This is a genomic window from Celeribacter naphthalenivorans, from assembly GCF_020524585.1.
In the GTDB taxonomy this organism is placed as follows: Bacteria; Pseudomonadota; Alphaproteobacteria; order Rhodobacterales; family Rhodobacteraceae; genus Celeribacter; species Celeribacter naphthalenivorans.
In genome coordinates, this window is record NZ_JAIVLK010000006.1 from 44,550 (window position 1) to 55,961 (window position 11,412).

The window sequence follows — 11,412 nt, forward strand, 5'->3', positions numbered from 1 at the left end:
CTCCCTTATGACGCGCAGGTCAAAGTGGCGTCGAATGTGTTGATCTCACCGCGTTTCACAAGCGTGCGCACGGCACAGCCGGAGGCGGTTTCAATGGCGGAGCGGGCGGCCTCTTCGAGTTCGGCGAAGTTGAGGCGACCCGTATGATAATTGCGCGCGACGGCGGTGTTGCCCGTGACCTCGACCGCAAAGTCGAAGCCACCGGAGGACACTTCGACGGCATCCGGGGACATGCAGCCCGCAAGACCCCAGGTCGCGATCAATGCGACCAGAGCCGTGCGGAGTGCTTTCCCGACCCGTTTCATCAGACCAGCACCGCGCCGTCGGATTTGATCGCACCTTCGACGGAGGCATCGCCCAACAGCATCTCATTGTGTGCCTTGCCCGAGGGGATCATCGGGAAGCAGTTTTCGTGCTTCTCGACGAGGCAGTCAAAGATCACCGGACCGTCGTAGTTGATCATCTCCATGATCGCGTCGTCCAAATCTTTGGGATCAGAGCATTGAATGCCCTTGGCGCCAAAGGCTTCGGCGAGTTTCACAAAGTCAGGCAGGCTTTCCGACCAGCTCGACGAATAGCGCTCGCCGTGCAGCAGTTGCTGCCACTGGCGCACCATGCCGAGGCGTTCGTTGTTCAGGATGAACTGTTTCACCGGCGCGCGGTACTGCATCGCTGTGCCCATTTCCTGCATGTTCATCAGCCACGAGGCCTCACCAGCCACGTTGATCACGAGGCTCTCCGGGTGCGCCAGTTGCACACCGATGGAGGCCGGGAAACCGTAGCCCATGGTGCCCAAGCCCCCGGAGGTCATCCAGCGGTTCGGGTCCTCGAAGTTCAGAAACTGCGCGGCCCACATCTGGTGCTGGCCCACTTCAGTGGTGACGTAACGGTCCATGCCCTTGGTCAGCGCTTCGAGACGCTCCAGCGCATATTGCGGTTTGATCACCGTCTCGGAGGGTTTGTAGGTCAGGCAGCGCACCTCACGCCATTCCTCGATCTGTTTCCACCACGCAGAGGTGTCGGCGGTTTTGCGACCACGCGATTTCCAGACCTTAAGCACGTCTTCCAACACATGGCCCACATCGCCGATCACCGGCAGGTCAACGCGGATGATCTTGTTGATCGAGGAGGGGTCGATGTCGACATGCACCTTGGTGGAATTCGGCGAGAAATCCTGAATGCGGCCGGTGATCCGGTCATCAAACCGCGCGCCGATGTTGATCATCAGATCGCAACCATGCATCGCCATATTGGCCTCATAGAGACCATGCATGCCCAGCATGCCCAGCCAGCCTTTGCCCGACGCCGGGTAGGCGCCCAGACCCATCAGGGTCGAGGTGATCGGGAAGCCGGTCGCATCGACCAGCTCGCGCAACAGTTGCGATGCGCCGGGGCCGGAGTTGATCACACCGCCGCCGGTATAGAACACCGGGCGCTCGGCCTTCTCGATGAGAGCGACGAGGTTGTTGATGTCCTCGATCGAGGCCTTCACGCGCGGCTGGTAATGGCTCACCTTGGCTTTCGCGGGGGGCGTATATTCGCCATCGGCGAATTGCACGTCTTTCGGCAGGTCGATCAGCACCGGGCCGGGACGACCGGTGGTGGCGACATGAAACGCCTGATGGATCGTCTCCGACAGCTTGTCGGTGTCCTTCACCAGCCAGTTGTGTTTCGTGCAGGGCCGGGTGATGCCGATGGTGTCGGCCTCTTGGAACCCGTCCGTGCCGATCATGAAAGTCGGCACCTGACCGGAGAACACCACCAGCGGGATCGAATCCAACAGCGCGTCCGTCAGGCCGGTCACCGCATTGGTCGCGCCGGGACCAGAGGTCACCAGCGCCACACCGGGCTTGCCGGTCGAGCGCGCATAGCCTTCGGCGGCGTGGATCGCGGCCTGCTCATGGCGCACCAGAACGTGTTTGATGTCGTTCTGCTGGAAAATTTCGTCGTAGACCGGAAGGACAGCGCCCCCCGGGTAGCCAAATACCGTGTCCACACCCTGATCCTTCAGGGCTTGAACCACCATTTTTGCTCCGGTCATCTGACGTGTCATGTTTCTCTCCGTCTCACGCGTCACTTACGTTTTTGGCAATAAAAAAGCCCCCGGTTTCAATCGGGGGCGCATGGGTTCCATTCTGGTTAACCGTCACCGGCCCATGCGCGTTTTCCCTACGACTACAAGAATAATGCCTGACATGGCTTGGGGTCCTTCATTGCGTGCGGCGACATTATGTGCACCCGCAGCAGGCGTCAACTGCAAAACCGCCGTTTCGTGAATAAAATGTCGCGGGGCGGGGTGTGCGCGAAATAATGTTAAAAGAGCTGACCTATTTCGCCAGCCCGTTTTGGTGCGTTATGGCTGGGCGTTATGGCTGTGTGAGGCGCGCAGTTGTACTGCGCGTCTCTGAGGGGTTGAGGGTTAGCGCGTGGCTTGCATCAGCCTGAGCGTGGCGGCGCCAAAGGCCGATTTCAGAACGGCGCCGATCAGGAAGGGCAGGACCCCTGCGGTCACGGCTTTTTGCACCCCGATCAAGGTCGAGAGCCAGGCCGCGCCGAGCGACAGGCACAGCACCGTCCCCAAAAGCATGGCCGCAAAGGCGCGGAACGGGCGATGTCCATTCCAGCCGCGTTCGGCCAGCCAGCCGACCAGCATCGCGGATATTGGAAAGGCGAAAAGGTAACCGCCGGTGGCGCCAAGGAAGTGCTGAACCCCGGAGGCCCCACCTGCCAGAACCGGCAGGCCCGCAGCGCCTTCGATCAGCCAGGTGAGAACCGTGAGGCCACCGAGTTTCCAGCCATAAAGCGCGCCCACAAGCATGATCGCATAGGTTTGCAGGGTGACCGGGACGGGGATCATCGGCACTTCGATATAGGAAGAGGTCGCCAGAAACAGGCTGCCTAAGAAAATCGCGGCAAGCTTGATCGGCAGGGAGCGGCTTTGCAGATCCAGCGGGCTAAAGCGGTCCGGCGTTCGTGTTTGGGTGGTCGGGGTGGCGGTCATGTGGTGGTCCTTTTGTAAATTATAGATTATTTTAAGAATCTATATCTAAAACTCGCCACATTTCGAGATAAAGCACAAGTGATCCCTGCGCGCGCGCTGCGCGCAGGGAGGCAATCTGTTGTTTTTGAGGGAAAGAATTCTAAATCAGCGCGCGGCTTGATTGAGGCGTTTGGAGGCCCCCGTGGGCTTTTTGCCGCTCCAGCGGATATGGCGCGACAGGCGCTGTGCGGCGCCATCGACATCGCCCGCGCGCAGGGCGACCAGAATGGCGCGGTGGTCGCGGTCGGTGGGGCTTTCCCATTCGGCATGCCAGCCGCGAAACAGGAATCTTGCGCTGGCAATATGCAGCTCGTCGATGCTGCGCAACAGGCGCGGCATGCTGCAGGGCGCCAGGATCAAGCGGTGAAAGCGACGGTTTTCCCGTTCCCAGGTTTCGACATCGGGGGCGCGATCCCCTGCTTTTGTGGCCTCTTCGGCCTCATCGAGAATGGCTTTGGTCAAATGCGGGGCGGCATGGCGGAGCGCCAGCGCTTCGAGGACTGCGCGCATTTCGGCGATCTCTTGCGCCTCGTCAGGCCCGAGCCGCGTGACCCGGACACCGCGCCGGGGTTCGCTTTCGACCAGTCCTTGCGCTTCGAGTTGACGGAAGGCTTCGCGCACCGGCACATGGCTGGCGCCGAATTCCTCGGCGATGTGATCTTGGCGCAGCCGCTCGCCGGCGTCGATCCGGCCGGAGATGATGCGCTCTGCCAGAGCGCGGGCGATGCGGGTGGCGATGGGTTCGGATTTGGCTGTGCTCATATTTTATAGATAATTCGCAATCGGCCAGCCGTCGAGAGCGGAAAGTGCGGGGGCGTCAGTTTTTCGGCAACCCCTGTGCGCACCGCGATGCGCACAGGGGCAGGGTCTGAGGCCTGCTCTGGGGCAGGGGCTATACTTACTCCTGAAGCACAAGCTCCACCCGACGGTTCTTGGCGCGTCCGGCGTCCGTGGCATTGCTTGTGACCGGCGCCACAGGCCCTGCGCCGTAGGGCGTCAGCCGTGCGCCGTCGATGCCATATTGCCCCGCGAGGGCCGTGCTGACCGCCTCGGCGCGCGCCTCGCTCAAGTCGCGATTGTAGGCCAGAGCGCCTTTGCTGTCGGTGTGGCCCACAACGTAAAAGCGCTTGTCGGGATGATTGCCGAGATAGTCCGCGATGACCTCAAGCGCTGGCGCGGACTCTGCGGTCAGGGTCGCTTTGTCGAAATCGAAAAACAGCCCGTCGAGTACCACATGGCCGTCTTTTTCCATGTCGTCGGTCAGACCTTCGAGATTGATGCTGATCCGTTCGTCGTTCAACGCCTCGGTCTGGCTGATGTCGAGCACGATGCTGGCCGGGAAGGTCATCGCCGTTTGTTGGGCCACCAGAAGCGAGATGATATAGGTGCCCCCCTCGGCTTCGCCGGTGCCGGACCAGTAGAAATAGGTTTCGTCGTCGCCATGCCGGTTCGGCGCCCCCAGATAGGGGTTCTGCCCATGACGCTGCGGATCGCCGTACCAATAAAGTTGCCGCACAAAGCGATCACCACATTCGGCGTCGGATTTGCAGGTGAACACCGGCTCGAACCCGGCCTGCTCAAAGGCTTTCTCGAAGTTGCGAAAGATCGCCAGTGCCGAGAGAGACTTTTCCTGCGCGCGGTAGGTCAGGCTGGTCGATGTGCCCTCGAACCGGTCCACCGGCGGAAGGTTTTCTCCCGGTGTGAGCCGCCCGGTGGCGATCATGAATTCCTGATATTCCGAAGTGTGGTAGCCGACAATGTCGGTGCCGGGCATGCGCGAAATCAGCGGGTGGTCATGAGCGCCTTTGATGTCGTTTTGTGCCAAAATGGGCTGAGCAAGGCAGAGGCAAAGAGCGGTGGCGAGAGAGAGGGGTTTCAACATGGGAATCCTTGACGCGTGTGGTCGTGAATCGAAAAATATGTTTGGAAGCATGGCTTTAGGCTTTGCAAAAACGCGCGGACCCTAGGCGGGTGAGGCATGGGCGTCAATGGCCGGGGCGGCAGGATTAAGCAAGATTTTGCCCAGATTTGCCCAAGTTTGCCCGCGCAGAGACGTCGGTAAGTGATGCGCGCTGCGATGATGGCGCTTGTGCAAGACGACGCGGCGCGGCACAGTCCGTTTATGCAGGATAATCAAACACCGCCCGCCCCAGAAATGTCCCCGGCAATGTCCCCTGACAAACCCGAAAAGTCGCCCCGATCCGCCGCCCCGATCCGCCTTCGGCTCAGGCTGCATTTTGGCGATCTCTTGATGCTTGGGCCGGGGAAGGCCGATCTGTTGGAGGGCATTCGCGACACCGGCTCCATCGCTGCCGCAGGGCGCGGCATGTCGATGAGCTACAAACGCGCTTGGTCTCTGGTCGAGGAGATGAACGCTGCATTTCGCGCGCCCTTGGTGCACTCAAGCCGTGGCGGGGCCCATGGTGGTGGAGCGTCTTTGACGGAGATGGGGGAGCTGGTGCTGACGCATTACCGCCAGCTTGAAGAGATCACCTTGCAGGCCGGACAGGACGAGATTGCCGCGCTTGAGGCGCTTTTGGCGCCGTAGATTTTCGATATTTCCGGTCGGGAATATCGCTTGCCTTTGAGGGCCTGCTTTGCAATATGTTTGTGTAAACATATCGAATAGACTGGACCCACCATGCTCACCCGTTCCTTGACCGCCGCCTGCCTCGCGGCGCTCCTTTCCGCGCCTGCCACGCTTTACGCCGATCAGATCACCGTCTTCGCCGCCGCCAGCATGACCAATGCTCTGGGCGAGATCGAAACCGCGTTTGAGGCCGAGACCGGCCATGATCTGGCAATCTCCTACGCGGGCTCTTCGGCGCTCGCGCGGCAAATTCAACAGGGCGCGCCCGCCGACATCTTTATCTCCGCCAATCCCGGCTGGATGGATGCACTCGACGAGGACGGTTTGTTGGCTGAGGGCACGCGTCGCGATCTGCTGACCAATGCCATCGTCCTCATCGCAACAGGGGACGCCGAGGCGATGGAGATCGACAGCTTGCCCGAGGCTTTGGGTGAGGATCGCCTGGCCATGGCGCTGATCGATGCGGTGCCTGCGGGCATCTATGGCAAGGCCTCTCTGACGCATCTTGGCCTTTGGGACACACTTGCCCCGCAGGTGGCCCAGGCCGACAACGTCCGTGCCGCACTGGCCCTCGTCGCCTTGGGCGAGGCCCCCTACGGCATCGTCTACGCCACGGATGCCGTCGCCGAAGAGCGTGTCAGCGTCGTCGCCACGTTCCCGGCCGACAGCCACCCGCCCATCGTCTACCCGATGGCCATGATCGCAGGCCACGATACAGAGGCGGCGGCAGAATTCATGAGCTATCTGGGCGGCGAGACCGCGCGAGAGGCTTTTGCCGCGCAGGGGTTTGGCATCGAGTGAGCTGACCCTCATTGTTGGAACGGTTGCTCTTGAGTGTGCCGCTCTTTTCGGGAATGTTCTGTGAAGGATAATCCCCGAAAGCGTTCCGCCAAAAACCTGAGACACAGATTTTGGCGGAGCGCAGTACAAAATATAAGCGTTGCACGCGCCTCGCCTTTATTTGATGTCTCACGTTAAAGGCGTGACGCTTTAAAAGGGCGGCATATGTTTTTGAAATGGTCTTTATTGGGGCTTCTGGTGAGCGCCCCTGCTTTGGCACAAGAGATGACGCCGAAAGCGGAATATTCAGCTCAGATGCTCGCGCTTGAAGCCTCTCTGGATCGGCAGGGGACGGTTGATCGCGGCTGGCGCGCGCATGGCGAACCTGTTCTCTACGGTGCGCTCAGTGCCGTGACACACACCGTCCATTACCGTGCCTATTTCGAAGATTGTGCGGCGCAGACGGACTGTCAGCGGGTCGATTTCCTCGCAAAATACGATGCGGCCTCTTACACCAAGGACCCGGACCGCCTTGAGCGATTTATGGCGGAGCATCCGGGGGCCGGTGTTGCATATCATGTGAGCGAGCCCGTCTTGATTGTGCAAATGTCGGCCTCGCTTGATCCGGCGCTGTCCAAGAGGGACATCCGACAGAGTGTGACCTCGTGGAGCGCGCTGCTTTACGATGTGAATAACGACCTCTATTTGCCCAATATCACCTCAAATTAACGCCCCCAAAGAGAAAGGGCGCCCCGGTGAGGACGCCCTTTTTAACCATTCAAAGCCGTGTTTCGCTTATTCGAAATGCTCTTCGGCTTCTTCCAAAATCACCCGCCACCAATCGAAGGTGTCGTCCAGAGCGACCCGCGTGATGCCGCCTTTGAAGGCGAAGGAATAGTTGATCTCCAGATCGCCGTCGCTGTCGACGGAGGCTTTGCCGAAGCGGTAGCTGTTGTTGTAATCGTTGATCACATCCGCATCGGTGGAATAGTCGTTACCGTCGAAATAGGCCACGAAGGTGCCGTTGTTGCAGTCCTTGTGGTTGTCGCAGCCGTAGAAGTAGAGCGCGTAACGCGTGCCGCTCATGCGGCCGCGGAACATCGGGTCGTCTTCGCCATCGGTGTCGGCCTCGACCGAACCAAAGCCGCTCAGCAGCTCTTCGAAGACATCGAGATCGTCAAAAGTCAAAATCTCCGGCTCGGCGGCGGCGGGCAGGGCGGTCAGGCCCAGAACGGCGGCGGTGGCCAGCGGGCGCAAGAAGGTGGTCACGGCATTTTTCGGCGACGACATCGGAAGATCCTTTTCGTTTCGGGGCGCTAAAGCCCCGGTAGTCATAATCGCGGGGACTGTGACCCGTGTCGTCCGGAGGCGAAAGGGGTAAAGAAAGAGAAATCTTCCCTGTTGTCAGATTTTTGCCGAAAACAACCGCCGGGGCCATGGGGATGGCTCCGACGGTCTTGATCTTGGCGGGGCTCAGGCGGTCAGAATGATCTTCATCGCCTTCTCGCGTGCAGCATTGCCGAAGATCTCATAGGCCTCCATGATCTCATCCAGCTTGAGCCTGTGGGTCACAAGTTTTGCCGGATCGACCTTACCCGAGTTCAGGGTTTTCAACAGCATCGGCGTGGTGTTGGTGCTGACCAAACCCATGGAAATGTTGATGTTCTTAATCCAGAGCTCTTCGATATGCAGCTCGACGGGTTTGCCGTGCACGCCCACATTGGCGATGGAGCCGCCGGCGGAGACGATCTTTTGACAGGTGTCGAAGGTGGCGGGCACGCCGACCGCCTCGATCGCGACATCGACGCCAAGCCCGCCGGTCATCTTCATGATTTCCTCGACCACATCGACCGAACCGACCTCAAGCGTATCGGTGGCGCCGAATTGTTTCGCAAGCTCCAACCGCGCCGGGTCCATATCGATCATCACGATCCGCCCCGGCGAATAGAATTGCGCGGTCAAAAGCACTGACATGCCCACGGGGCCGGCGCCGACGATGGCCACCGTGTCGCCGGGTTTCACGCGCCCATATTGCACGCCGATCTCAAGCCCCGTCGGCATGATGTCGGAGAGCATCACGAGAGCCTCCTCATCGGCGCCTTCGGGGATCGGGTAGAGTGAATTGTCGCCATGTGGGATGCGCACGTATTCGGCCTGAGTGCCGTCGATCAGGTGGCCCAAAATCCAGCCGCCATCATCGCAATGGGCGTAGAGCTGACGTTTGCAATTCGGACATTTGCCACAGGAGGTGACGCAGGACATCAACACCGGATCGCCCGGTTTGAAATTGGCGACAGCTTCGCCCACGGCCTCGACCACGCCGACACCTTCATGGCCCAGCGTGCGGCCCGGGGTGACGGCGGGCACGTCGCCCTTGAGAATGTGCAAATCCGTGCCGCAGATCGTCGTCTTGGTGACTTTGACGATCACGTCGGTGGGGTTCTCGATGCCGGGTTTGTCTTTCTCGACCCAGTCCTTTTGACCGGGGCCTTGGTATACGAGCGCTTTCATTCTGGGTCTCCTCCTCATGGGGTTGGGTGAGGCGAGGGCAGGGCCTCGCGTCGGGGGAGAGCCTAATCTTCTCAACGACAGAGGGTAGACCGCCGCATACCGTCGCCCGATCCAAATCGGAAATTCGCGCTCGATTGCGGAAGGAAAGCGTGCTGCGGTGCGGAGATTGGGTTGTAAGGGCGTGTAATGTTATATCATGTATAATGTTTGCCGAAATGACGCGTAACGGGTATGCGGATGCTTTGGCACAGCTTTGGTCCAAATCTGGCATTTGGTGCGGTAAAGTCTGCTATTGCGGGCAAAGTGGGCATTCGATCATGAAGGCGTAACTGTGGGAGGAAGAGAACCAATCACAGTTTCAACCCTATGTTCAACAGCAGTGGCAAACATCATCGTAATGTGTAGAAACGCTTGCATCAGCTCGCGATAAAGTTCGGCATCAGCGTCTTTTTCTCCTGGGCCAATAACGAATTGAGCAATCAAAGTCCCATCCTCACACTCTTCAATTGCCGATGCTTGCTGAAATAACTGTTGGATGTGGAATGCCGAGAAGTGTATCGCCCCCGAAGTCCGTTTGTAGACCTCTGGAATCCAGTCTCCTAAACCGGCGATTTGGTCAATCAGCCATCGATCAGTAGCTTTTTGCTTAGCCCCCCGGAGCTTCATGTCTCTAATGCTTTTACCTTCGGAAATGGCTTTAGAGAACGTTTCAGCAGACATTCCGTGAGTTTCGTCGGCCCAGTACAGCGCATAGGTTCTGGCGACCGTATCCAAGTTTAGCCGGACAAGAGTATACGCCATTTGCCCATTCTTGCTCTCTATGGCCTGTCTAAACGCCTTATTTAAGGACAGCGTACGCCGAATTGCGGCAAGCAAATAGTGCCGTTAATTTTCGTTGTTGTTTGGAAATTGGAGTAACTGAGAAACAAGACCATAAAGTTTTTCACAGATGCGATCATGTTGCGAAAGGTCACCGAATGTTTCGTTTTTTTGATTTTGATCCATAAAGTTTTTAGTATTCCTGAGGCCTCTGGCGTACGAGTTTTCATTGTCGGAGTGCCTTATATTCAAGTCAAGATACTGTCCTGAGGACTCAACCGGATTGGTGCTGTTAGCAGCAAAAGCGACGTATTTCTGATTGTGACGCCCTCACCCTCAATGCCGCCCCCGTCGCAAAGTCTGCGCCGGGCTTTCACCGAACCTCTCCCGATAGCGCGCCGTCATCGCGCCCATGTTCACATAGCCGCGTGCCCGCGCGATGGCGGCGACGGTGTCTCCGGGGCGCGCCTGTTTCAAAGCGCGGTGCAGGCCGTCAAGCCGTTCCTGGGTCAGGAATTCATGCGGGGTGAGGCCGCGAAAGCGGCGAAAACCTTCGGAGAGGCTGCGGGCGGTGATGCCCAGTTGCGTGGCGATCTCGGCAATGGTGGGTGCGTCTTCGGCGGTGCGGCGCATCAGCCGTTCGGCCTCGCGCACGTAATGCGGTGCCGCGGCCCTCGCGCCGGTGTCCAGATTGAGCCCCGCGCTCGCGGCCCAGTTGCGCAGGAGATCGAGGCAGATCATCTCTTCGATCCGTTTTTCCGTCAAAGCGTCGCTCACCCGATCATTTCTCGCGTCAATCGAGCGGGTGGCATAGTCCAGTAGCGACAGCCAGGCTGACTGACCCGCGCCAAAGATCAGGCGTTTCTTCCAGAGATCGTCCTCCGGCACAAAGCCGTACCACCGCGCGGCGGTCTCCTCCATTAGCTTGTGCGGAATGGTGAGGTTGAGTTGCAGGTCATGCCCGTCGGCAAGGTTCCAATAGTCGGTGCGGCTGCAATCGACGACGTAGCTGTCGCCCGGGCGGGTGTCGATGGCGTCATTGCCGCCCAGAGGATGCCGCACGGAGCCGCGCAGGGTGTTCACGACGATGATATTGCCGCTGTCCGGGTCGAACTCATCGGCCCGCGTCGGCGTGCCGAAGCAAAAGCGACTAAAGGTGATCCGCCCGATGCCCAGCATACGGATCTTGGCATTGGGGTCGGTGCCCGCAACCAAGGGCCGGGTCGAGAGCGGCATATAGGCCCGGTGGCAAAACTCATTCACCACGGACCATTCGCGCGTGCTGTTCAATTTGTCCTGCAACAGGGGGGCGCCTTGGCCGTCTTGCAAAAGTGCGGTTTCCAACATCGCGGGCCCTCCCGATCCTCGCCATAGGTGACATTATGACTGTGCCGAATGACTGTGCCGAACTCCTGCCGCCCCGGCAAGAGGGTGGGCAGGCTGTGGGGAAATGCATGGTCTCATGAAGAGATGCGAAAGCCCTATAGTTTTTGCGCACAGAGGGCTGATCCCAAAGGGTTTTCACTGGCAAAGATCGGCCAGATGAAGCGGCTTCATGGAGCCGTCATATAGCCGTCACAGAACTGTTGCGAAGACTTGGCACTTGTCGCCGCGAAGGGACGGGCCTCCGCACGGGGGCTGCACCTTAATCTTTTCAGCAACGCACAAAAGC

The 11,412-nt window shown here is 59.3% G+C and carries 12 protein-coding genes; 3 read left to right on the forward strand and 9 right to left on the reverse strand.

What is annotated here, in order from left to right; all coding sequences use genetic code 11:
* Positions 1–5: 5 nt before the first annotated feature.
* The 5 genes from LC094_RS13645 to LC094_RS13665 form a co-directional block, all read right to left on the reverse strand.
* On the reverse strand, positions 6–305 hold the full coding sequence (locus LC094_RS13645) for a hypothetical protein (RefSeq protein ID WP_226553350.1): 300 nt from the start codon (positions 303–305) through the stop codon (positions 6–8).
* Complete coding sequence (locus LC094_RS13650; protein WP_226553351.1) at positions 305–2,053, reverse strand: acetolactate synthase 3 large subunit; 1,749 nt, start codon at positions 2,051–2,053, stop codon at positions 305–307. The genes LC094_RS13645 and LC094_RS13650 overlap by 1 nt, the downstream gene beginning before the upstream one ends.
* Positions 2,054–2,419: 366 nt before the next feature.
* A complete protein-coding gene (locus tag LC094_RS13655) occupies positions 2,420–3,001 on the reverse strand; it encodes a biotin transporter BioY (RefSeq protein ID WP_226553352.1) in 582 nt (193 codons plus the stop codon).
* Positions 3,002–3,145: 144 nt separating this feature from the next.
* Entirely contained in the window at positions 3,146–3,802 is a 657-nt protein-coding gene (locus LC094_RS13660) for a GntR family transcriptional regulator (RefSeq protein ID WP_226553353.1), read from the reverse strand.
* 136 nt (positions 3,803–3,938) lie between these two features.
* Entirely contained in the window at positions 3,939–4,922 is a 984-nt protein-coding gene (locus LC094_RS13665; protein WP_226553354.1) for an OmpA family protein, read from the reverse strand.
* Between the two features lie 285 nt (positions 4,923–5,207).
* Here LC094_RS13665 and LC094_RS13670 point away from each other — a divergent pair, with 285 nt between their 5' ends.
* The 3 genes from LC094_RS13670 to LC094_RS13680 all read left to right on the forward strand — a co-directional run bounded on the left by LC094_RS13670 (position 5,208) and on the right by LC094_RS13680 (position 7,139).
* Positions 5,208–5,588: a winged helix-turn-helix domain-containing protein gene (locus LC094_RS13670; RefSeq protein WP_319003296.1), complete on the forward strand. Its 381-nt coding sequence runs from the start codon at positions 5,208–5,210 to the stop codon at positions 5,586–5,588.
* Positions 5,589–5,681: 93 nt separating this feature from the next.
* On the forward strand, positions 5,682–6,431 hold the full coding sequence (gene modA, locus LC094_RS13675) for a molybdate ABC transporter substrate-binding protein (protein ID WP_226553355.1): 750 nt from the start codon (positions 5,682–5,684) through the stop codon (positions 6,429–6,431).
* A gap of 204 nt (positions 6,432–6,635) precedes the next feature.
* On the forward strand, positions 6,636–7,139 hold the full coding sequence (locus LC094_RS13680) for a YbjN domain-containing protein (protein WP_226553356.1): 504 nt from the start codon (positions 6,636–6,638) through the stop codon (positions 7,137–7,139).
* 66 nt (positions 7,140–7,205) lie between these two features.
* Here the strand turns inward: LC094_RS13680 and LC094_RS13685 are convergent, their stop codons facing one another.
* The 4 genes from LC094_RS13685 to LC094_RS13700 form a co-directional block, all read right to left on the reverse strand.
* A complete protein-coding gene (locus LC094_RS13685; RefSeq protein WP_226553357.1) occupies positions 7,206–7,700 on the reverse strand; it encodes a YbjN domain-containing protein in 495 nt (164 codons plus the stop codon).
* Positions 7,701–7,883: 183 nt separating this feature from the next.
* Entirely contained in the window at positions 7,884–8,921 is a 1,038-nt protein-coding gene (locus tag LC094_RS13690) for a zinc-dependent alcohol dehydrogenase family protein (protein ID WP_226553358.1), read from the reverse strand.
* A gap of 315 nt (positions 8,922–9,236) precedes the next feature.
* Complete coding sequence (locus LC094_RS13695; protein WP_226553359.1) at positions 9,237–9,722, reverse strand: hypothetical protein; 486 nt, start codon at positions 9,720–9,722, stop codon at positions 9,237–9,239.
* A 354-nt stretch (positions 9,723–10,076) separates the two neighbouring features.
* Positions 10,077–11,087 carry a helix-turn-helix domain-containing protein gene (locus tag LC094_RS13700; protein ID WP_226553360.1) on the reverse strand — a complete coding sequence of 337 codons (1,011 nt, stop codon included), beginning with the start codon at positions 11,085–11,087 and terminating at the stop codon, positions 10,077–10,079.
* Positions 11,088–11,412 lie beyond the last annotated feature (325 nt).